The 22,437-nt window shown below is 73.2% G+C and carries 18 protein-coding genes; 12 read left to right on the forward strand and 6 right to left on the reverse strand.

Annotated elements, in window-relative coordinates; translation table 11 throughout:
* The first annotated feature begins 148 nt into the window (after positions 1-148).
* Complete coding sequence (locus AB0D85_RS28385) at positions 149-325, forward strand: hypothetical protein (RefSeq protein ID WP_362325985.1); 177 nt, start codon at positions 149-151, stop codon at positions 323-325.
* Positions 326-422: 97 nt separating this feature from the next.
* A complete protein-coding gene (locus AB0D85_RS28390; protein WP_362325988.1) occupies positions 423-2,540 on the forward strand; it encodes a SpoIIE family protein phosphatase in 2,118 nt (705 codons plus the stop codon).
* A 27-nt stretch (positions 2,541-2,567) separates the two neighbouring features.
* Here AB0D85_RS28390 and AB0D85_RS28395 read toward each other — a convergent pair whose 3' ends face one another.
* Positions 2,568-4,733 carry a tetratricopeptide repeat protein gene (locus AB0D85_RS28395; protein WP_362325991.1) on the reverse strand — a complete coding sequence of 722 codons (2,166 nt, stop codon included), beginning with the start codon at positions 4,731-4,733 and terminating at the stop codon, positions 2,568-2,570.
* Positions 4,734-5,171: 438 nt separating this feature from the next.
* Here AB0D85_RS28395 and AB0D85_RS28400 point away from each other — a divergent pair, with 438 nt between their 5' ends.
* Positions 5,172-5,597: an HIT family protein gene (locus AB0D85_RS28400; RefSeq protein WP_362325994.1), complete on the forward strand. Its 426-nt coding sequence runs from the start codon at positions 5,172-5,174 to the stop codon at positions 5,595-5,597.
* Between the two features lie 7 nt (positions 5,598-5,604).
* Here the strand turns inward: AB0D85_RS28400 and AB0D85_RS28405 are convergent, their stop codons facing one another.
* Together AB0D85_RS28405 and AB0D85_RS28410 are read right to left on the reverse strand one after the other, a co-directional pair.
* Positions 5,605-6,378, reverse strand: a complete 774-nt coding sequence (locus AB0D85_RS28405) for an SDR family NAD(P)-dependent oxidoreductase (protein WP_362325997.1) — start codon at positions 6,376-6,378, stop codon at positions 5,605-5,607.
* 109 nt (positions 6,379-6,487) lie between these two features.
* On the reverse strand, positions 6,488-7,861 hold the full coding sequence (locus AB0D85_RS28410; RefSeq protein ID WP_362326000.1) for an aminotransferase class I/II-fold pyridoxal phosphate-dependent enzyme: 1,374 nt from the start codon (positions 7,859-7,861) through the stop codon (positions 6,488-6,490).
* A 154-nt stretch (positions 7,862-8,015) separates the two neighbouring features.
* On the opposite strand from AB0D85_RS28410, the gene AB0D85_RS28415 reads away from it, so the two are divergent.
* From AB0D85_RS28415 to AB0D85_RS28445, 7 genes are all read left to right on the forward strand, one after another.
* On the forward strand, positions 8,016-8,498 hold the full coding sequence (locus tag AB0D85_RS28415) for a MarR family transcriptional regulator (RefSeq protein WP_362326003.1): 483 nt from the start codon (positions 8,016-8,018) through the stop codon (positions 8,496-8,498).
* A 74-nt stretch (positions 8,499-8,572) separates the two neighbouring features.
* Positions 8,573-9,676: a substrate-binding domain-containing protein gene (locus AB0D85_RS28420; RefSeq protein ID WP_362326006.1), complete on the forward strand. Its 1,104-nt coding sequence runs from the start codon at positions 8,573-8,575 to the stop codon at positions 9,674-9,676.
* Between the two features lie 31 nt (positions 9,677-9,707).
* Positions 9,708-10,484, forward strand: a complete 777-nt coding sequence (locus AB0D85_RS28425; protein WP_362326009.1) for an ATP-binding cassette domain-containing protein — start codon at positions 9,708-9,710, stop codon at positions 10,482-10,484.
* The gene (locus tag AB0D85_RS28430; RefSeq protein WP_362326012.1) at positions 10,475-11,683 is read left to right on the forward strand and encodes a sugar ABC transporter permease; all 1,209 of its coding nucleotides are present in this window, start codon (positions 10,475-10,477) and stop codon (positions 11,681-11,683) included. Before AB0D85_RS28425 ends, AB0D85_RS28430 begins: the two co-directional genes overlap by 10 nt.
* 513 nt (positions 11,684-12,196) lie before the next feature.
* On the forward strand, positions 12,197-12,871 hold the full coding sequence (locus AB0D85_RS28435) for a sigma-70 family RNA polymerase sigma factor (RefSeq protein ID WP_362326690.1): 675 nt from the start codon (positions 12,197-12,199) through the stop codon (positions 12,869-12,871).
* Positions 12,868-13,974, forward strand: a complete 1,107-nt coding sequence (locus tag AB0D85_RS28440) for a CU044_5270 family protein (protein WP_362326015.1) — start codon at positions 12,868-12,870, stop codon at positions 13,972-13,974. Before AB0D85_RS28435 ends, AB0D85_RS28440 begins: the two co-directional genes overlap by 4 nt.
* A gap of 114 nt (positions 13,975-14,088) precedes the next feature.
* Positions 14,089-16,485, forward strand: coding sequence for a SpoIIE family protein phosphatase (locus AB0D85_RS28445; RefSeq protein ID WP_362326018.1), 2,397 nt, complete (start codon positions 14,089-14,091; stop codon positions 16,483-16,485).
* Between the two features lie 41 nt (positions 16,486-16,526).
* On the opposite strand, the gene AB0D85_RS28450 is transcribed toward AB0D85_RS28445, so the two are convergent.
* Both AB0D85_RS28450 and AB0D85_RS28455 read right to left on the reverse strand, forming a co-directional pair.
* On the reverse strand, positions 16,527-16,925 hold the full coding sequence (locus AB0D85_RS28450) for a hypothetical protein (protein ID WP_362326021.1): 399 nt from the start codon (positions 16,923-16,925) through the stop codon (positions 16,527-16,529).
* A gap of 331 nt (positions 16,926-17,256) precedes the next feature.
* Positions 17,257-18,054 carry an SGNH/GDSL hydrolase family protein gene (locus tag AB0D85_RS28455; protein WP_362326024.1) on the reverse strand — a complete coding sequence of 266 codons (798 nt, stop codon included), beginning with the start codon at positions 18,052-18,054 and terminating at the stop codon, positions 17,257-17,259.
* A 308-nt stretch (positions 18,055-18,362) separates the two neighbouring features.
* On the opposite strand from AB0D85_RS28455, the gene AB0D85_RS28460 reads away from it, so the two are divergent.
* A complete protein-coding gene (locus tag AB0D85_RS28460; protein ID WP_362326027.1) occupies positions 18,363-20,315 on the forward strand; it encodes a BTAD domain-containing putative transcriptional regulator in 1,953 nt (650 codons plus the stop codon).
* A gap of 42 nt (positions 20,316-20,357) precedes the next feature.
* Positions 20,358-21,293, forward strand: coding sequence for a peptidoglycan-binding protein (locus AB0D85_RS28465; RefSeq protein ID WP_362326030.1), 936 nt, complete (start codon positions 20,358-20,360; stop codon positions 21,291-21,293).
* Positions 21,294-21,300: 7 nt separating this feature from the next.
* Here the strand turns inward: AB0D85_RS28465 and AB0D85_RS28470 are convergent, their stop codons facing one another.
* On the reverse strand, positions 21,301-22,437 hold the full coding sequence (locus AB0D85_RS28470) for an MFS transporter (protein ID WP_362326693.1): 1,137 nt from the start codon (positions 22,435-22,437) through the stop codon (positions 21,301-21,303).

Raw genomic sequence — 22,437 nt, forward strand, 5'->3', positions numbered from 1 at the left:
GTCTGCGGAGGGGGAGAGAGGCGGCGTGGTTGCCGGGGCCGTCGTCGGGGAGCCGGAGCCGCCGCCGGGGTTGGGTGGTCGTCGCGGACGTCGCTGTCGTCACGTGATCGCCGTCGTCGCGCGGTCACGCAATCGCCGCCGCGGTCGCATGATCGCCGCCACCGACACCGTCATCGCCGTCGCCGTCGCCGCGCACTCGCCGCACTCGCCGCACTCGCCGCACTCGCCGCACTCGCCGCCACGGACGGTACCCACCACCCACCGCACGCCCGCCGCCCTCGTCGGGCCGTCCGTGCCGTCGTCGCCGCGCGGGGTACGCGCATAGTGTCAGGAAGGGGCGGCGCGCCGGGCCGCGGGGACGACGGGCGGCGCGGTCATGGAGGAGGTGCGCCTCCCACGGCAACCGACCGGAGGGCGATGTCATGCGGCTCCGTGCCCGGTCCACCAGGGGTGGCCTCGCGGTCGACGACGCCCTCGGCGCGGCGCTGGCCGACATGGTGCGCCGGACGGGGGCGGCGATCGGCGGGGTGTATCTCGTCGAGGAGCCGGCCGCGCTGCTGCGCCTGGTCGCGGTGTGCGGACTGCCCGTCGACTTCACCGTGCCGTGGCAGCGGCTGGCGCTGACCGCCCCCGTCCCGGTGGCCGACGCGATCCGTGAGGACCGCCTGGTGTGGGTCGGCTGCCAGGACGAGATGGCGCGCCGCTATCCGCGGGCGGCGGCCGTCCTGCCGTACCCCTTCGCGCTCGCCGCGGTACCGGTGCGCGGGGTGCGCCGCCGCTGGGGCGGGGTCGTACTGATGTGGCCGGCCGACCACCCGCCGCGGGCCACGGCCCGCGAACGTCACCACATCACCGCCGGCGCCCGCCGGCTGGCCCGGATCCTGGACGACTCACCGGTGCCGCCCGCCCTCCCCGAGCAGCCGCACATCGTGTCGGTGGAGTCCCCGCGCCATCCCGCCCAGACCGCGCTGGCCGCCCTCGACTACCTCGACCGGGTCCCGGACGGCGCCCTGGCCCTCGACCTGGAGGGCCGCATCACGTTCGTGTCCACCACGGCCGCACGGCTGCTCGGCCGGGACGCGGACCGGCTGCTGGGCACGCGGCCCTGGCGGTCCCTGCCGTGGCTGGACGACCTCAGGTACGAGGAGCGGTACCGCATGGCGGTCGTCAGCCGGACGCCGGTGTCCTTCAGCGCGAAGCGGCCGCCGGACCGGTGGCTGACCTTCCACCTCCACCCGGACGCCGGCGGCATCACCGTCCGCATCACCGCGGGGGAGGAGACGGCGGCGGCAGCGCCCGTGCGCGCGGAACCGGCCCCGGCCAAGCCCGGCCGCCTCTACCAGCTGATCCACCTCGCGGCCGCGCTCACGGAGACGGTGACGACACAGGATCTCGTCGCGCTGGTCGCGGACCAGATCCTGCCCGCGTTCGGCGCCCAGGGGCTCGTGCTCAGCATCGCCGAGGCGGGCCGTCTGCGGATCGCCGGCCATCACGGCTACCCCGACGACGTCGTCGAGCGCCTCGACGCGCTCCCCCTCGACACCGATCTCACCCCCGCCGGCCTGGTCCTCGCCAGCGGCATCCCCGCCTTCTTCGGCAGCCCGGCCGAGCTGGCCCGCAGCTACCCGCGGGCACCCCGGATCAGCGGGAAGCAGGCGTGGGCCTTCCTGCCCCTGGTCGTCTCGGGCCGCCCGGTGGGCTGCTGCATCCTCTCCTACGACCACCCCCACGCCTTCACCGCCGACGACCGCGCCGTCCTCACCCCGCTGGCCGGTCTGCTGGCCCAGGCCCTCGACCGCGCCCGGCTCTACGACACCCAGCACCACCTCGTCCACCAGCTCCAGCAGGCGCTCCTGCCCCGCACCCTCCCCACCCTGCCCGGCCTCGACGTCGCCGCCCGCTATCTGCCCGCCGGGCACGGCATCGACGTCGGCGGCGACTTCTACGACCTGCTGCGCCTGGACGACACCAACGCGGCGGCCGTCATCGGCGACGTGGAGGGACACAGCATGGCCGCGGCCGCTCTCATGGGGCAGGTCCGCACCGCCATCCACGCGCACGCCGCCGGCGGCGCCGCCCCGGACCAGGTCGTCGCCCGCACCAACCGGCTGCTCGCCGACCTGTCCTCCGACCTCCTCGTGACCTGCCTCTACGCCCACCTCGACCTGGCCCGCCACGAACTGACCCTGGCCGGCGCCGGCCACGTCCCGCCCCTGCTGCGCACGGCGCCCGGCCGGGCCCACGCCCTCGACCTCCACCCCGGACCGCCCCTGGGCGTCGACGCCCGCGCCCGCTACCCCGTCACCCGCGGCACCGTCCCGGCGGGCGCCGTCCTCACCTTCTACACCGACGGCCTCGTCGAACGCCCCGGCACCGACGTCGAGCACGCCACCGCCGACCTCGCCGCCCACCTCGCGCGGGCCGACGCGCACGACCTGGAACGCCTCATCGACAGTCTCGTCCAGCACGCCTGGCCGGCCGGCGGCCACACCGACGATGTCGCCGTACTCCTGCTGCGGACGGCGGAGAACCGCGGGTGAGCAGGGCCCTCAGGGCTCTCAGGGCTCTCAGTGGTGGTGGCCGTACGTCGTGTCGGTGGTGCCGGCGCGGGTGGCGGCCTCGGCGGCGCGGGTCCGGGCGTGGGCGGCCTCGGCGATGCGGCCGGCGCTGTCCAGGAACCGGGCGAGGTTGTTCCAGGCCATGCTGGTGGCGTACCAGTTGTCGGAGTCCTGGCGGACGCTGATCGACTCCTGCAGGGCGGCGACGGCCAGATCGGTGCGGCCCATCGTGTGCAGGACGCAGCCGAGGCTGTTGAGGGAGTCGCTGTACAGGAAGTGGTTGTGGGTCTCGCGGTGGAGGGCGCAGGCCTGCTGGAACACGGCCGCCGCCTCGCCGTACCGGCCCAGGGTGTCCAGCACCAGGCCGAGGTTGTGCGAGGCCCGGCCCTCGTGGGAGCGGTCACCGATGTCGCGGAAGCGGTCGCGGGCCCGCTCGTGGGTGGCGGCGGACTCGTGGAGGAGACCGGACCTGCGCTGGGCCAGACCGAGGTTGTTCCACGCGATGCCCTCGCCGGCCGGGTCGTCGAGCTCACGGAAGAGGTCCGCCGCGTGGAGGAGGGGTTCGATGGCCTCCTCGGACCGGTCGGCACGCAGCAGCGCGTTGCCGAGGTGGTTGCAGACGGTCGCCTCCGCGTGCCGGTCCGGCGACCGGCGCGCCCGTTCCCTGGCGGCGCGGCCGACGGTGACCCAGTCCTCGAAGTACCGCCGCTGGTGCAGGAATTGGGCCAGGTGGAGGGCGAGCGCCACGGTGCAGTCCGGGGCGTGCCCGTCGTCAAGCCCGTCCCCGTGCCCGTCGTCGCGCCCGTCCTCGTGCCTGTCGTCGTCCTGATGTTCGTCCTCGTGTTCGTCCTCGTGTTCGTCGGGCCACTGGGTGACGGCGACGAGGTTGACGCGTTCGGCGTGGAACCAGGAGAACGCCTCCGCCCGCCCCTTGAACAGCTCGGGCAGCGGGCCGTCGGAGGGCGTGCGCAGATGACGGTCGGCCGCCTCGGCCTTCGTCAGGTAGTGGTGCCGTATCTCCCGGCGTGCCCGGCGGCCCTCCTCCACCAGTGCGGGGTCGTCGGCGGCCAGCGCGCCCGCGTAGCCGCGGACCAGGTCATGGATGCGCCAGCGCTCGGGGAGTTCGTCGCCGCGTCCCTCGCCGGTGACCAGATGGGCGCCCACGAGGTCGTCGAGGAGATCCAGCGCGAACGGCCGGGCCCGTCCGGTGGCCACCACCGCCGTCTCGGTGCTGAAGTCCTGGAAGGGCACCTGGGCCAGCCGGCACAGCGCCCGGGACCGGTCCGGGGGCAGCCGGCGGAAGCACATGTCGAACACCGGGGCCAGTGCGAGGGGCCGGCCGTACTCGTCGACACCCCTGCTGGTCAGGACGCGGGTGCGGTCGACGGCCGCTCTCAGCTCCTCGACCAGCGAGGCGAGCGGGTTGCGGACATGGCGCCGGTGCAGGAGCGAGGTGGCGATGCGCAGGGCGAGCGGCATACGGTCGCACAGCAGCGTCAGCTCGCGCACGGACGCGGCCTCCTCCGGCGTCCACTCGTCCGCGCCGACGGGGCGCCGCCGTATCGCCGGGGCGATCAGCCGTACGGAGTCGTCGGGGCTGAGGGGCCCCAGGGGTAACTCGCGGGCCGTCAGCGACTCGTGGCATTCACGCGAGGTGATGAGCACGCAGTGCAGACCGCTGGCGGGCAGCAGCGGTGAGACCTGGGCCGAGTCCGAGACGTTGTCGAGCACCAGCAGGACCCGCCGGCCGGCGTCGGCGAGCGCCGCGAGGTGACTGCGGTAGGCGTCGAGTTGGTGGCGGTCCTCCCCGTAGTGGCCGATCAGGTCGGAGCGGAGGTCGAGGTCGCCGGTGGCGAGGGCGTGTAGCAACGACGTCACCGCCTGGGTGGGGGTGACGGGGTTGTCGTCGTAGCCCGCGAGGTCGAGGAAGAGGGCTCCTCCGGTGAACCAGCCCTCGTTACGGGCCCGGTGCGCGGCCTTCAGGGCGAGCGCGGTCTTGCCCATGCCGCCGAGTCCGGTGACGACGCAGACGCCCGGCGCGTCCGGGGCCGGGCCGACGGGCGGCCCCAGCCGTGCCGCCAGTTCGGCCAGCTCGTCCGCCCGCCCGGTGAAACCGCCCTGGGCCATCGGCAGCGTGCACGGGGCGGGCCGGTCGGGGCGACGACCGTGGTTCACGATCATCTTCCCGATGACCTGCCCCTGAAAGACACTCCGCCGAAAGTCGACGTGATCGCCGTATGCGACGTCCGGGTCGGATTCCTCGACACCCGGCTCCGGTTCGTCGCCACCCGGATCCGATTCGTCGTCGCCGGAATACGGCGGCCGGTCGTCACCTGCCTGCACCCGTGGCTCCCCCTCGATCCGCAACCGCCGGGCTCACACCGCTTTGAGGGGCTTCACGGTAGAGCATCCCCACCACGCGGGGGACGAGTTCACCGAACCCCGCCGGCACCCGCCTTTTCCCGTGCGCCCCTTTGCTTCGGCGCACTTCTCTTGCGCACCGGATTCCCACGCTCCCGTCGCACCGTCCCTCGGGGTGCCCGCGCCGCGAACCGCCGCGATGTCCGCCGCCCCCTAGGACGGCAGCACGCGCCGAAGGGGATACTCGCTCTCATGCCCACGCTCTTTTCCCGGATCCTCGCCGGAGAACTGCCCGCCCGGTTCGTCTGGCAGGACCCCGAGGTCGCCGCGTTCCTCAGCATCGCCCCGCTGACCCCCGGCCACACGCTGGTGGTGCCCCGGCGGGAGGTGGACCGGTGGACCGACGCGGACGGCGACGTGCTGGCCCGCTGCGTCACCGTGGCACAGGCGATCGGCCGCGGGGTGCAGCACGCCTGGGACGCGCCCCGGGCCGGGCTCGTGATCGCCGGTTTCGAGGTGCCCCATATGCACATCCATGTTGCCCCCGCCTGGGGCATGGCCGACTTCGACTTCTCCAGGGCCGAGGTCGAGAAGGACGAGGCCGCACTCGACGACGCGGCGGCCCGGCTGCGCACCGCCCTGCGCGAACTCGGGTTCGCCGAGCACGTGGCGGACTGACCGCGGGTCAGCCGACGGCGGCAAGTCTGCGCAGTACGGCGGCGGAGACCGGCGCCGGCAGGGCCCGCAGTGTGCGCACCAGCGCCGCCGCGGGCCACGGGAAGTACGCCTGCGCCGGTTCCCTCTCCAGTGCGCGTACCACGTACCGGGCCGCCCGCTCCTGGCTGACCTGGAAGGGCTTGGGCAGGCCGTCCCCGCCGACCCGCTCGGTGGCGACGAAGCCCGGGTGGATCGAGGTGAACCGGACGCCGTGCGGGGCCAGTTCGACGCGCGCGGTGTCGACGAGCGTGCGCGCGGCCGCCTTCGCCGCCGAGTACGGCCCCTGCCGGGGGATGCCCATCAGCCCCGCGAGCGAGTTGGTGTGGGCGATCAGGCCGCCGCCGGACTGCCCGCGCAGCTGCTGGATCAGCGGGATCAGGTAGTTGACCACCACGTCGTAGTTCAGTGCCATGATCCGCGAGACGTCCTCGACGCCCACCCGGTCCATCGACATGTCCGGCCCCTGACCGGCGTTGAGGAGTGCGACGTCGACGGAGCCGTACTCCGCGACGCAGGCGGCCACCACGTCGGCGGCGGCCCGCGCGTCCAGGGCGTCCGCGGGCAGGTCCAGGCAGGCGCTGCCCGCGGCCCGTATCTCCTCGGCCACGGCGGCGAGTTCGGCGGCACGCCGGGCGGTGATGACGAACCTGTTGGCGCCGAGGGCGAGTTGACGGGCCACCTCGGCGCCGATGCCTGACGAGGCGCCGACGATCAGCACGGTCCGGTCGGTGATGCGCGCCATGGTGCCCCTCGGTATGCCTCGGTGTGCGTCGGTGTCCGTTCGTCCGGCGCCAGCGTAGGCCTGGTGAGGGGGCGAGGAGTGCCCGCGGTGTGACCGGCCGAGCGCACGGTCACGGGCCGGGCGTCCTCCTGACCAGTTGCTCCACCCTGCCGTGCAGGTGCTCGACATGGTCCTCCGACTCCGGCTTCATGAGGACGCTGCGCAGGATCCGGGCGCCGTCCGCGTCCGCCGTGATCTTGGGGTGACGGGCGGCGAAGGCCTCGCGGCCGGCCTTGAGGGTGCTGAGGAAGACCGGGTCGGGTGCGGTCATGCCGTCCGCCAGGACGCGTGCGGAGGCCGCGTCGATCGCGGAGAGGGCCGCGGGCTCGGTGGCCGGGAAGTAGGTGACGATGTCGAGCTGGGGGCGCTGGTAGAGCTCCAGGTACGCGGACGCCTCGATCAGGTCCGCCCAGCGCAGCGCCGCCCGCCGCCCGGCCGCCAGCACCCTGCCGAGGCCGTCGGGGGTGGGCGGGAGGAGCCGGAAGGTGAGCCACAGGGCCGCCGCGGCTGCGCCGGCGCGGGAGCACTCCAGGCTGATCTCGCCGAGGTGGAGCTCGGTGGAGGTGAAGTAGGTGTACGGCGAGTCGTGCAGGTAGAAGCGGCCCACCTCGGGGTCGCGGAAGAGGACGGCTCCGCAGCCGTACGGCTGGAGTCCGTGCTTGTGCGGGTCGACGACGATCGAGTCGGCCCGCGCGAGGGCCCGCCAGGGCTCGGGCGGCAGTCCCTCGGGGCCGTCGGCACCGGCGAGGAGCGTGAAGAAGCCGCCGTAGGCCGCGTCGACGTGGACACGGACGCCGTACCGCTCGGCGAGCGGCAGGATCTCGTGGACGGGGTCGACGGCGCCCAGGCCGGTGGTGCCGGTGGTGACCACGACGGTGCCCACGTCACCGCCCTCCAGCACCTCCGTCAGCGCGTCCAGGTCCATCCGGCCCTCGGCGTCGGTGCGGACGGGATGGCTGGTCATGTTCAGGACGTGGCACATCCGGCCGTGGGTGTAGTGGGCGTCGGCGCTGTGCGCGACGCCCCGGCCGGGGTGCAGCTCGCGGGCGACGAAGAGGGCTTCCAGGTTGGCGATCGTGCCGCTGGTGGTGAGGTGGCCGAGGTGCTGGTCGTAGCCGAACATCGCGGCGAGCCGGGCGACCGCCTCGCGTTCCATCGCGGCCGTGGCGGGGCCGCCGTCCAGGGCGTGGTTGTTGGGGTTGACCAGCATCGCGGTGAGGTGGCCGACCACCGCGGCGGGGTGCGGGGGCTTGAGCATCTGGCCCGCGTAGTGCGGGTGGAAGAAGGGGTAGTTGTCCTTCAGCCGGTCCGTGAACTCCTCGAAGACCGGTGCGAAGCGGTCGTCGGCCACCTGGAGGGACGGGTGCGGCCGGTAGGGGCCGAAGGTGTCGGCCCACTCCTGTATCGCGTCGGTGGCTCGGCCGAGCCAGTGCTGCAGATCCACTGATCTTCCTCTCGCCGCTCCCGGTGCTCACGGTGCTCCCACCGTACGACTTCTTTGACTGGTCAGCAATTGACGAGTCAGTGATTGAGCCAGCAGTAAGTGATGCAGCAGCAAGTGCGACGGCAGTAAGTGACGTAGCAGTAAAGTCGGATGGATGAACGACGACGAAGCCGTCCGCGCCGCCCGCGCCGCCGGCAGCCCGCTCGTCCGGGACTTCGGGCTGCTGATCTCGTCCGCCACCCGGCTGGAGCGGCGGATCGACAGCGCCCTGCGCCGGGAGTGCGGGATCAGCCACACCATGCTGGAGGTGCTGATACTGCTCTGCCGCCGGTCCGGCGAGGAGGTCTCCCAGCGCCAGCTGGCCGACGGCCTCACGCTCACCAGCAGCGGCACCACCCGGCTGGTCGACCGTATGGAGGAGGCCGGGCTGGTCCGCCGCGTCCCGTCGCCCGGGGACCGGCGGCTGGCCCTGGTGGAGCCGACCGCCGAGGGGCGTACCGCGTTCCTGGGCGCGGCGGCCGTCCACGCCCGGGTGGTGGAGGAGTACTTCGTCAGGCCGCTGGCGGGAGACGACTACGCGCGGCTGACCGGCGCGCTGGCCGCGATCGACCGGGCGCTGCGCGAGGAGACCGGGTGACGGCTCGGTGGCTACGCTGAGACCGGACTGCTCACAAAGGGCAGGAAACAGCAAAACGCCACAAGGAACCGAAGATGGGTCTCGGTGTCGGCCTTCCGACGTGCAGGTCCCTGTCCCGCGCGGCCGTCGCGGCCGCGGTCGGTGCCGGGCTGGCGTTGAGCGCGGCCTGCGGCGGGGGCGGTGGGGGCGGCAGCGACCGCCTCAGCGTCGGCGTGCTGCTGCCCGGCGGCGGGGCCTCGCGGTTCGGGCAGTTCGACCGGCCGCTCATCGAGCAGAAGCTGCGGCAGCTGTGCCCGCACTGCCCGGCACCGATCGTCGCCGCCACCCCCGAGGCGAACGTCCAGCAGCAGCAGCTCGACGCCCTGATCACCCGGGGTGTGGACGTCCTGATCGTCGCCGCCATCGACCCCAAGGCGCTGCGCTCGTCCGTCGAGGCCGCCCACCGGGCCGGCATTCCGGTCGTCGCCTACGACCGGCTCGCGCAGGGCCCGGTCTCCGGGTACGTCACCTTCGACGGCGCGACGGTCGGCAGGCTCCAGGGCGAGGCCCTGCTGACGGCCATGGGAGCGAAGGCGCACGGCGGCCAGATCGTCATGATGAACGGCGCCGTGTCCGACCCGAACGCCGGCTGGTTCAAGCGCGGCGCGCTCTCCGTGCTGAACGGCAGGGTGCGGATCGGCAAGTCGTACGACACCGCCGACTGGCGGCCGGAGAACGCCTACACCGACATGACCGGCGCCATCGCGGCCCTGGGCCCGGACCGTATCGACGGGGTCCTGGCCGCCAACGACAGCCTCGCCGGTGCCGTGATCTCCGCGTTCTACGCCAGCGCGGTCCGGCCGGTGCCCCCGGTGACCGGCCAGGACGCGGACCTCGCGGCCGTGCGGCGGATCGTCGGGGGCGAGCAGTACATGACCGTCTACAAGTCCTACGCGGCCGAGGCCGGCGCGGCGGTGCGGATGGCCGTGGCCCTGGGGCGCGGCGAGCCGGTCGGGTCCGTCGCCACCGCCACCGTCGACAGCGTGACGACCAGGAAGATTCCCTCGGTTCTGCTGCCGTCGTACCCGGTGACGGTCGGCACGATCAAGGACACTCTGGTAAAGGACGGTATATACACCATCGACCAGATATGCACCCCCAAGCTCCGGTCCGCCTGCGCCAAGGCCGGACTCACCTGACGCCTCACCGGCGGGGGAAGGAGGTGGCCCCGTGGTTCAGCCCCTGCTGGCGCTGCACGGTGTCTCCAGGCGTTTCGCCGCCGTCCAGGCGCTGGTGGACGTCGACCTGGAGATCCGGGCCGGGGAGGTGGTCGCCCTGGTCGGCGCGAACGCCGCCGGCAAGTCCACGCTGGTCAAGGTGATCTCGGGCGTCGTCACCCCCGACGAGGGCGTCATCGAGTGGGAGGGCCGCCCCGTCCAGATCAAACGCCCCCACGACGCCCGGGCCCTCGGCATCGCGACCGTCTACCAGGACCTGTCGATGTGCGGGAACCTCGACGTCGTCGGCAATCTCTTCCTCGGCCAGGAGATCCACCGGTTCGGCATCCTGGACGAGGTCGAGATGGAGCGCCGCGCCCGTGAGCTGCTGCGCACCCTGCCCATCCACATCCCCGACGTACGGGCACCGCTCGCCACGCTCACCGGCGGCCAGCGGCAGGTCGTCGCGATCACCCGCTCCTTCCTCAGCGCGCCCCGGCTGCTGCTGCTCGACGAACCCACCGCCTCGCTGGGCCTCGAACAGACCAACCAGCTCCTCGACCTGATCGAGGAGATCCGCGACCGGGGCACCGGGGTGCTCCTGATCAGCCACAACATGGGCGACATCAAGGCCGTCGCCGACCGGGTGGCCGTGCTGCGCCTCGGCCGCAACAACGGGGTGTTCAAGGTCGGCACCACCTCCCAGGAGGAGATCATCGCCTCCATCACCGGCGCGGCCGACCACGCCCGGCGCCATCCCCCGGCCGGCTCGGAGGAGACATGGCCGTGAGGGGGCGGTACCTCGAACGGCTCAGGGAGTACGGCGGCACAGCCCGCCGCAGGCTGCGCGAGGGCGGCCTCGGCCCCGCCCCGGTCCTGCTCGCCCTCGCGGTGATCTGGGCGGTCTTCCAGAGCCTGAACGCCAACTTCCTCTCGCCGCGCAACCTGTCCGTGCTCAGCGTGGACATCGTCGGCACCGGGACGGTCGCCGTCGGGGTCGTCTTCGTGCTGCTGATCGGGGAGCTCGATCTGTCGGTGGGCTCGCTGGCCGGTCTGTCGGGCGCCCTGTTCGCGACGCTGAACGTGAACCACGGACTGCCGGAGTGGCTCGCCGTGATCGCCGCGGTGGCGGGGGGCGCCGCCGCGGGGGCCTTCCAGGGGTTCGTGTTCACCAGGACCGGGGTGCCGGGGTTCGTCATCACCCTCGCGGGGCTGCTGGCCTGGAACGGGCTGATGCTCTACCTGCTGGGCCCGGAGACCTCCATCAGCTTCAGCGGGGACGGCCTGGTCGCCGCGCTGACCAGCCGCCACTTCGGCGCGCCCGTCGCCGGTTACGGCGTGGCGGCGCTCGGTACGGCCGGGTACCTCGCCGTCTCCTTCCACAACCGCGCCCGCCGCGCCGCCACCGGGCTGCCGCACCGCCCGTCGGCCGAGATCTGGGTCCGTACGGCTCTGCTCGCCGTCGTCGCGTTCACCGCCGCCTATGCCCTGGGCCGCTTCGAGGGCCTCCCCCTCGCGCTCCTGATCTTCCTCGCGGTCCTCGTCACCTCCGACCTGCTGCTGCGCCGCACCACCTACGGCCGTCAGGTCCTCTCCCTGGGCGGCGGCGCGGAGTCCGCGCTGCGGGCCGGGGTGCCGGTGGCGTGGATGCGGATCTCGGTGTTCCTGGTGTCGGGTGCGCTGGCCGCGGTCGGCGGCCTGTTCGTCGCCTCCCGGCTCACCTCGGCGACCCAGGTGCCGGGCTCCGGCATGCTGCTGATCAACGCGATCGCCGCGGCCGTCATCGGCGGCACGAGCCTCTTCGGCGGCCGCGGCTCGACCTGGTCGGCCCTGCTGGGAGTACTGATCATCCAGTCGATCGCCTCGGGCATGGCCCTGCTGGGCGTCCAGCCCGCGGTCCAGTTCATGATCACAGGCGGAGTACTCCTGATCGCGGTGACCTCAGACGCCCTGACCCAACGAACGGCGGCTTCACGAGGGCGGGCCTAGGGAGGCGGGGGGCGCGGCAGCGGGCGCGGTTACGGGGACGGGCAGAGGTACGGGCTCAGGACGGCGTACTCAGGGCAGCCGCCCAGGAGGGCGGGCCCAGGGCGCGGGCAGGGACGGGTTCAGGACAGCGGACTCAGGACCGCGGGCCAAGGCGGCAAGCTCAACGCGGCGGCCAGGGAGACAAGCCGGAGGCACGGACTCAGCACGGCGGACTCAGGACAGCGGGCTCGGGGCGGCAGCCCAGGGGGACGGGCCAGAGGTACGGCCTCAGCACGGCGGACTCACGACCCCGCGCCAAGGCGGCAGGCTCAACACAGCAGCCCAGAGAGACGAGCCGAAGGGACGGGCTCGGGGCGGCGGGCTCGGGGGACGAGCTTCAGGGGCGCCCGGTGAGGCGTGGCGCAGACTCGGGGGCGGGATGCTCGGTGGGCGAGGGGCAGGGGAGTTGGGTGTGGTGTGGGTCACTGGAAGTCGGTGTGGTGTGCCGGACAGCTCATTGACGTGAGCACACATATGCGTACCCGGGTACGGGCCGGGGAGCCGAGCGCGTTCGCCGAACTGTTCGACAGCTATGCCAGCGCCGTCTACAACCATGCCTTCCGGCTCACCGCCGACTGGTCGGTCGCCGAGGACGTGATGGCGGCCACCTTCCTGGAGGCATGGCGGCTGCGCGAACGGGTCGACCCCGAGGGCGGTTCGCTGCGGCCGTGGCTGCTGGGCATCGCCACGAACACCGCCCGCAACCAGTACCGGAGCAACCGCCGTTACCGCGCCGCCGCCAACGCCGCCGCGGCGGCCGAACTCGCGGTGCCCGACCACGCGGACGAGGTGGCCGACCGCATCGACGGCCGGCACCGCCTCGCCACGGCCCTCACCGCCCTCGCGAGGCTGCGCGGACCGGAGCGCGAGGTCGTCACGCTCTGCCTCGGCGAGGGCCTGGACTACGAGGCCGCGGCGCAGGCCCTCGGCATCCCCGTCGGCACGGTGGCCTCCCGGCTCTCCCGCGCCCGCAGAAAGCTGCGCGACCTCACCGACGCCCTGATGACCGGCGCGCCCCCTGCCGGCGCACCGCCCGCCGGCCCGCCGTCCGGAAAAGTTCGCGGATATCGGGAAGGCGACCGCCCCGCCCGACAGACAAGAGGTGATCACACCCACGTGATCCGGCCCGCACAGGAAGGACATCGATGACCGTGAACACCTCCCGGAACCACCCGGCCGAGGGGGACGGCCGCGCCGGGCTGCTGTCCGCCACGGCGCGGGACCTGCCGCCGGGCCGCCACCAGTTCCACAAGGAGCGACTGATGGCCCAGATCCACGACATGCAGCAGGCGGAGCAGACGGAGCAGACGACGAAGGCCCCCGCCCCCGGAAGGGAGCGCCGCCGCCGCTTTCCCCGTCCGGCGATCACGCTGCCCCTGACCGCGGCCGCGCTGGCGACCGCGGTCGTCGCCGGAGTGGCCCTGTCCGGCGGCGGCGACGGCGTGCGGGACAGCGGCCCGGCCCTCACCACCGCCGTCGGCGCGGCGAGCAGCAGGGGCGTGCCCCAGCTGCTCGACCAGATCTCCCTGGCGGCCGCGAAGTCCTCGTCCTCCCGCCCGGACGTCGAGCCCGGCCAGTACATCTACATCAAGTCCGAGTCGGCCGACTCCTACGTCAGCAACACCGACTCCGGGACCTCCCTGGCCGGTCACCCGCTGCACACCCGGCAGATCTGGATGTCCCCGGACGGCACCAAGGGCTGGCTGATCGACCCGGCCTCCGACGACAACCCCGCGGGCGAGACCCTGTCCCTCCCCGACGAGAAGGGCAACACCCGGAAGCCGTCCCTGAACGGCCCGTCGTACGACTACCTCACCAAGCTCACCACCGACCCCGGCAAGCTGCTGGCCAAGATCTACACGGAGACGAAGGGCCAGGGGAACTCCCCCGACCAGGAGGCGTTCACCACCATCGGCGACCTGCTCGTCGAGAGCTACCCGCCGGCGGGGTTGTACCCGGCGCTGTTCAAGGCCGCGGCGAAGATCCCCGGTGTCGTCGTGGTCGACGACGCGACCGACGCGGTGGGCCGGCACGGTGTCGCGGTGGCCCGGCTCGACGAGACCAGCGGGGAGCGCGACGAGTGGATCTTCGACAAGAAGAGCCATGTGTTCCTCGGCGTGCGCACGGTCCAGGTCGGCAAGGACAGCGAGGACGGCGGTCTGATCAAGCCCGGCACCGTCCTGTTCACCAACGCGGTCCTCGAACGCACCGTCGTGGACGGCATGAAGCAGACCCCCTCGACGAAGTCCTGAACGGTGCGCTCCGCGGTGCGCCTCGTGTGCTGTTCCCCGGCCGCCGGTTGAGCGGGACGGGACACGGCGCGATCCTGGGAAGCGGGTGCGGGTACCCGGACACCCGGAGGCACCATGCAGGGACGCGTACCGGAGGACCTGGCGGTCGTCGTCGACACCGCCGGGGCGATCCTCGTGTGGAGCGCCGGTGCCCGGCAGCTGCTCGGGTACGAGCCCGCCGAGGTCGTCGGCCGTCCTGCCCGGACCCTGCTCGCCACCGACCTGCCCGCCTCCGCGCGGCGCCATCTCGCCGGCGGGCACCGCTGGTCCAGCGAGGTGGCGCTGCGGCACCGCAACGGCGACCGGGTCGTCGTACAGCTCCAGGGAATCCCGCTGGCCGACGCCGGGAACAGGTCGCTCTGGCTGGTGACCGGGGCCGCGCGGGCGCTGCTGTCCGGGCGCGACCAGCCCGGCGCGGCGACCCTGTGGGACCTCACCCTCGCGCAGCTGCCCATGCCGGTGGCGATCTACGACCGCGAGGGCCGGTTCGTGGCCGCCAACGAGGTCATGACCCGGATCATGGGCCTGCCCGTGGAGGAGATGCGCGGGCTGACCCTTCCGGAGATCGAGGCCGGCCCGCCCTTCGACGAGTACGACCGCCTCCAGCGGCAGGTCCTGCGCACCGGGGAGAGGATCTTCCACGAGCAGCACGGCAAGGCGCCCGGCGAGACCCGGGAGCACTCCTGGTCGATGTACTTCTCCCCGCTGAAGGACGAGACCGGCACGGTGCAGGGCCTGTCCGCGGTCGTCTTCGACACCACGGAGCAGTACTGGGCCCGCCGCCACCTGGCCGTCCTCAACGACGCCAGCATGCGCATCGGCAGCACCCTGGACGTGGTCAGGACCGCCGAGGAGCTGGCCGAGGTGGCCGTCGGCGGGTTCGCGGACTACGTCACCGTCGACCTCCTGGAGTCCGTCGCGCTGGGCGACGAGCCGCGGCCGATCCCGCCGGACCAGCCGGTCACCGTACGCCGTACGGCGCAACGGTCGGTCCTGGCGGGCTGCCCGGAGGCGGCGGCCGCCCCCGGCGACCCGGTCGTCTACCCGGTCGGCACACCGCCCCAGCACGCCCTGGTGGCCGGCCGGGCCGGCCGGCACACCCCGGGCGACCCCGGCATGCACGAGTGGATCACCTCCACCCAGGCCCGCGCCGAGACCGTCGCCCGGCACATGATCCACTCGGTGCTGATGGTGCCGCTGCGGGCCCGCGGGGTCACCCTCGGCCTGGCGCACTTCCTCCGGCACCGCACACCCGAGTCCTTCAGCGAGGACGACCAGCGGCTCGCCGAGGAGATCGTCGCCAGGGCCGCGGTGAGCGTGGACAACGCCCGCCGCTACACCCATGAGCGCCGCACCGCCCTGGCCCTCCAGCGCAGTCTCCTGCCCGGCCGGCCGCCCGGCCTCGCGGCGACCGAGGTGGCCTACCGCTATCTCCCGACCGGTTCCGGCGGGGACGTCGGCGGCGACTGGTTCGACGTGATCCCGCTGTCCGGCGCCCGGGTCGCCCTGGTCGTCGGGGACGTGGTCGGTCACGGCATCCGCGCCTCGGCCACGATGGGCCGGCTGCGTACGGCGGTCCGGACGCTGGCGGACGTCGACCTGGCCCCCGACGAGCTGCTCACCCAGCTGGACGACCTGGTCATCAGGCTCGACCGCGAGGAGGGTCCGGAGGTACGCGGCGGCCCGCAGTCGCCGTCCGGCGAGATCGGCGCGACCTGCCTCTACGCGGTGTACGACCCGGTGACCCGTCGCTGCACCGTCGCCCGCGCCGGCCACCCGCCCCCGGCCCTGGTCACCCCCGACGGCACCGTCCGCTTCCTCGATCTCCCGGCCGGCCCGCCCCTGGGCCTGGGCGGCCTGCCCTTCGAGGCCGCCGAGGTGGAACTCCCGGAGGGCAGCCTGCTCGCCCTCTACACCGACGGCCTGGTGGAGGCCGCCGACCACGACATCGAGGTGGGCCTCGGCCTGCTCCGGCACGCCCTCGCGGGCCCGCCCGCCCCGCTGGAGGAGATGTGCGACCAGGTGCTGCGCACGGTCCTGACCGGCCGGCCGGCGGACGACATCGTCCTCCTGCTCGCCCGCACCTCCGCCCTCGACACCACGAAGGTCCGCACCTGGCAGCTCCCCCAGCACCCGGCCGCCGTCGCCGGGGCCCGCAAGATGGCGGGCGAACAGCTGGAGGCCTGGGGCCTGACGGACTCGGCCTTCGCCACGGAACTGATCGTCAGCGAACTGGTCACGAACGCGGTCCGCTACGGCGACGGCCCGATAGCCCTCCGCCTGATCCGCGACACGGCCCTGATCTGCGAGGTCTCCGACGGCAGCAGCACGGCTCCGCACCTGCGCCGGGCCCGTGTCTACGACGAGGGCGGCCGGGGCCTGCTCCTGGTGGCCCAGATCTCGGAACGCTGGGGCAGCCGCCAGACGCCGACGGGCAAGACGATCTGGGCGGAACAGCCGCTGCCCGCCTGACTCCATGGACCAGCGGCCGGTCCAGCCACTGCCCGCCCGACTCAGCGGACGAGCGGCCGGTCCGGGCGCAGGGTGTCGACGACGGCGGTGACGACCGCGGACCCGACGAAGCCCGCCACCGTCACCAGGGCCACCCCGACCATGAACAGTCCGCTGGCGTCGTCCGCCCAGTCGGCGCAGGCGGCGACGGCCAGCCCCACGGTCGTACCGGCCACGGCGGCCGCGCTGTACCCCCGGGCCACCGTGCAGCACACCGCGGCCAGCACGGTCACCACCAGCCCGACGACCTGCCAGGCCTCGTACGGCCCGCTGACCGATCCGTCGGCCCGCACGTCGTACCCCTGGTCCCACCCCAGCCAGGCGGCCCAGGCCACCACCGACACCCCGGCCGACACCAGCGCCGGCCCGATCACCCGCAGAACGGGTCTCCGAAGTCCCATGGGCCCAGGGTTCCGGCCCGGGTCGGGGCCGGACAGAGTGCGGATACTCAGATCGGTCCGAGTACGCCGCCGGCGGCGGGCGACACATCGGACGCAGAACAGAAAGAGAGACACCCGGATCGTCGAGAGAACGGAATTGCCGTGGATAACACGGACCCGGTTTCCGGATACCCGCAATACCATCGGCACGCGGGCCCCGATCGCCGCCCGGCTCAACCGGGCCTGAGGGCGTCCCGGGTCATGCCACCGCGCAGGCACTCCGGACATCCGGTGCCTACGCGGTGGGCGGCGCGGCCCTCGCGGTGGGCGGCGCGCCGATCCTGCCCGGGTCTCAGCCCGTGACCTCGTTGAGCCGCGCGTCGTAGCCCGCCAGGTAGCCCATCAGGGTGGGGTGGAAGACCGCGGTGCCGGCGTTCAGGTTGTTGATCCACGGGTCGGAGCCGCACGCCCCGTGCCCCTTGAACGTGTCGCGCATGTCGACGAACTCGACCGGCTCCTTCGCCGCGGCGGCCGCGGCGCCCTCGGCCAGCGCGTCGGCCAGCCCGTTCATCGCGGTGCGCTTGGCGGAGTCGAGGTCGATCACCGGGCAGGTCCCGGTCATGGAGAGCGTCTGCGGATAGCCGAGGACGACGACCTGGGCGTCGGGCGCCTTGGTCTTGATGTCCTTGTACAGCTCGGCCAGCTGCGTGACCAGCTGGTTCCTGGCGTAGTACGACATCCACAGCGTGGCCGTCTGGCAGTAGCTGTCGCTCTGGGTGAGGCAGTCCTGGACCACGGTGGAGAACTGGGCGTCGTTGCCGCCCACGGTGAGCGTGACGAGATCGGTGTCGGTGCTCAGCGCGGACAGCTGCTTGTCGCGCACGTCCGCGATGGTCGCGCCGCTGCAGGAGACGTCCTTCAGCGTGTAGTCGGAATGCGCCGCGGCCCACAGGGCCGGGTAGTTGAGCGTGCTGCGCTTGCAGTCGCCGCTGGCGCTGTCGTAGTAGTCGGCGCCGACGCCCGAGGCGTAGGAATCGCCCAGAGCCACGTACTCCTGACCCGTTGCCGCCTGGGCGGGGGTGCTGGTCACCGTCGTGATACCGGCGAATGCCAGCACGGCGCCGACGACGGCCGACGTCAATTTACGCATGAGTACCTTTGATTTCCTTCTGGATCATGGCAGTTGGAGCCTACTCACGCTTGTTGCCCGCGCATTGTCCTCTTGTTGTCGGGGCCCGCACCACGAACAAACACCACGAACACCACGAACACCACCACGAACATCGGCCGGAACAACACCCCAGCAACGTCCGGACAACGAACCATTGGTTGACTGCTTTGCCGAACCGTCACATGAAGGCATCGCATACCCTGCATGCCCCCGCTTGACCGCACATGCCCCGACACCGTGTCGGGCGTGGCCCCTCGTCACCAGCACCGCCCAGGAGGGCCCACCCGATGAACCCCCGGCCCGGACAGGAGATGCGGTTCGGCGTGCTCGGCCCCGTCGAGGTGCTGAGCGAGAACGTCGCCCTCGAACTGGGGCCCCGGCAGCGCCGCTTGCTGCTCGTCCGGCTGCTCGTCGAGGACGGCCGGCCCGTCTCGCAGGAGACGCTGCTGCGCGACCTGTGGCCCACGGACCGGCCGACCGGCGCCGCCTCCTCCGTGCGCGCCCACATCAGCCGGCTGCGCGCGGTCCTCGACCCGGTACGGCAGGGCAGGTCCACCATGCTGGTGAGCGGCCCCGCCGGGTACGCGCTGAAAGCGCCCCGCGAGGCACGGGACACCGCCCTGTTCGAGCAGGGCGTGAGCAGGGCGCGCGAGGCCCTGAAGACCCGCCAACTGGTCCTCGCCCGGCGGGAGATCGACGCGGCGCTCGCGCTGTGGCGCGGTGAGGCGCTGGCCGAGGCCGGTGAGCACGCCTTCGCGATCCGCGAGCGCACCCGGCTCGACGGCGCGCTGCACGACGCCAGGGAGCTGCGGGCCACGGTCCTCGTCCAGCAGGGCGAGACGGAACAGGCGATCGACGTCGCCCAGAACCTCGTGCTCAAGGCCCCGCTGCGGGAGACCTCCTGGGCGCTGCTGATGCGCGCGCTGTACACGGCCGGGCGGCCCGTCGAGGCGCTGAAGCAGTACGAGCGGTTCCGCGACATGCTCGCCACCGAACTCGGTCTGGACCCCAGCCCCCAGCTCCGGGACCTGCACACCGCGATCCTGCGGCACGACGTCGTGGTCCTCGGCACCGCGGGCGCCCCCTCCCTGACCCCGGCGCGCGGCCTCAGCACCGCCTGTGTGCACCCCCGCCCCTCCTCCGCGACCGCTCCCTTCGTGGGCCGCGGCGAGGAGATGGCGCAACTGGCCGCGCTGCTGTCGGCCTCGACCGCCGACCGCCCCCAGTGGGCCGTGGTCAACGGGGAGCAGGGGTCCGGGAAGACCCGGCTGGTGGAGGAGGTCTCCGCCAAGGCCGCCGCGGCCGGGTTCACCGTCGCCCGCACCCTGGCCGGCCAGGCCCTCAGCGGCAACCGGGGCGTCAGCGAGACCTGCGCCGCCAAGCAGCTCCTGGACGCGCTGCGGCAGGACGGCAAGGACTCCGCCGAGGACCAGGACGCGCAGAAGGGCCCCCTGGCGGCGGTCGTACGGCAACTCACCCTGGGCCCCACGCTGGTGATCGCCGACGACCTCGACCGGGCGTCGCAGAGCTTCCACAAACTGATGCGCCGGCTCGCCCAGGTGCTCCGGGAGGCCCCGGTCCTCTTCGTGTGCACCATGCGCAACCCCGACGCCCCCGTCTCCAGCCTGCTGCTCGCCGAACTCGCCCTGCGCGGCGCGTCCTGGCTGCCCCTGCGGCCGCTGACCGTCGGTGACGTGGCCGAACTGCTCGCGGTGAGCGGCGAGCAGGCCCCGCCCGGAGCCGTCCAGGCCCTGCACCGGCGGGCCGAGGGACACCCGTTCGCCCTGGCCGAGCTGCTCCGGCTGCCGCCGGACCGGCGTCTCGGGCCGGAGGCCGAGGTGCCCGCCGCCGTACGCAACATCGTCCACGCCCGGCTGCTCGAACTGCCCGAACCGGCCCGCACGATGCTCGCCTACGCCGCCGCCGACGGAGACCCGCTGGACCTCGGTCTGCTCGCCGACGTCCAGGGCCTCGCCCCCGACGAGCTGCTGCGTCTGATCGACGCCGCCGTGACCGCCCGGATCCTGGTCTGGGACGCCGACCCCGGCGCGCCCGGCACCGGCCGCTACCGGCTGCCCGAACTCCCGCGCGACGTGGTGCTGAGCACCCAGACCCCGTCCGCCCGACAGCTTCGGCACGCCGCGCTCGCCCGGGCGCTCGCGAGCCGTACCGACAGCGATCCGGCCCGCCTGGACCGGCATCGCCACGCGGCGGGCCCGCCGGCCCTGACCGCTCCATGACAAGCCACCCCCCTTTCCATGACACTCACCTCAGGAGTTGGGATGAGCACCAAGACGGGACCCCAGCGCTACCCCGGCGCCAGCCGCGCCAACTGGTACCAGGACGACTTCGGCGGCGACCCGATGGAGGTCAACGTCGTCGTCCTGCACACCACGGAGGGCTACACGCTCCCCGGCTACGACGGCGGCGCCACCGCGCCCAACCTGACGGCGATGCCCGACCTCGCCGCCAAGAAGCTGAAGTGGTACCAGCACTTCGACATAGAGACCTCCTCCCGGGCGCTGGTCAACCTCAAGGGCGGCGTCGAGACCAACACGATGAACGTGTGTCAGGTCGAGCTGGGCGGCACCTGCGACCCGGCGACCCACGCCAAGTGGAAGGCCGCCGGCCACGACCACGTCTACTGGCCGGACGCCCCGGACTGGGCCCTGCAGGGCGTCGCCCGGTTCCTGGCCTGGATGCACGAGGAGCACGGCGTACCGCTGTCCGGCCCGGCGTCCTGGCCCGCCTACCCCACCTCGTACGGCACCGGCGGCGGCCAGCGGATGACGGCCGCGCAGTGGACGAAGTTCAAGGGGATCTGCGGGCACATGCACGTGCCCGAGAACGTCCACGGCGACCCCGGCGCGATCGACTTCGCCAGGATCCTGAAGTACGCCAAGGCCGACCTGGACGTGGACGACGACGGCACGGAGACGAAGACCACCACCAAGCCGACGACCACCACCAAGCCGAAGGTCCCCGCCTTCCCGGGCCGCAAGTACTTCGTGGCCGGGGCCTCCAACGCCTACGTCCTCCAGCTCGGCAAGCAGCTGGTCAAGCGCGGCTTCGGCGACCACTACAAGGTCGGCCCGAGCAAGACCTGGGGCGACGCCGACCGGCTGAACGTGCGCGACTTCCAGAAGTCCCGCAAGGAGCTGCGCGGCGACGCCGACGGCACCCCCGGCCCGCTGACCTGGAAGCTGCTGTTCTCCTGAGCCGTGTCTACGCCCGTGCCGTGCGGCGGCGCAGCAGGCCGAGGAGCGGACCTGCCGCGACGATTACGGCGAGGGCCGCGTAGCCATGGGTGAGGGTGGTGGCGGTCGCGATGCCCGCGACCAGCAACGGGCCGCCCGCGTCGCCGAGTTCACGGCCGAGCTCGGCGGCGCCCATGGTCTGGCCGAGGCGTTCCGGCGGGGTCGCGGAGGCCAGGGCGGCGAACCCCAGCGGGGTGATCAGACCGGTGCCGGCGCCGGTCAGGACGGCGGCGGTGAGGATGCCGGCCAGGCCCGGCAGCATGGCGCAGGCCAGCCCGGCCGCGGTGAGCAGCAGTCCGGCGGTGAGACCGGTGCGCGCCGTCAGGCGCCCCTCGTCCAGGGCGCGTCCGGCACGCGGCTGGACCAGCGCGGCGCTCGCGGCGAGCAACGACACCGCGGCCCCGGTGGCGACCGTGCCCAGTCCCGCCGTACGGCCGGACACCGGCAGGAAGCCGACCCCGACCGACAGCGCCGCGGTGGCGGCGGCCAGCGCGGCCGTCGGCGCCAGGAACACCGGATCGGCCAGGCGCCGGGCCAGGTCGAGGACCGTCTGCCGGGCCCTGGGCAGCGGCGGTACGACGGGCACGGCGGCCGCGCCCCACACCGCTACCGCGACGCCGAGCACCGCGAGGACCGCGAACAGCAGCCGCAGTCCGCCGCCCCACACCAGGACCCCGCCGAGCAGCGGGCCGAGCGTGTAGCCGACGGACTTGTAGAAGCCGTAACTGCCGAAGGCGCGGCCGCGCCTGGCCGCCGGGTTGATCCTGGCGACAAGGGCGGAGGCGGACGGGGAGAAGGCCGAGGCGGCCGCGCCCTGGCCCAGACGGGCGGCCCACAGCCAGCCGGGGCGGTCGGCGACGGCATACAGCGCGGAGGCGGCGGCGAAGGCGACAAGACCGCCGAGCAGCACCGGGCGGGCGCCGATCCGGTCCGCGAGGCTGCCGAACACCGGCTTGAGGATCACCTCGGCGCCGTCGTACAGGGCGAGCAGCCCGCCCAGCACCAGCAGTGACGTGACCGCGCCCGCGCCATGGCCGCCGAGGTTGGCGGCGATGCCGTGTGCGCCGAAGGCAGTGGTGAAGCCCGCCGCGTACAGCGGCCACAT

Origin of the sequence: Streptomyces sp. NPDC048277 (assembly GCF_040652235.1) — a bacterium.
Taxonomy (GTDB): Bacteria; Actinomycetota; Actinomycetes; order Streptomycetales; family Streptomycetaceae; genus Streptomyces.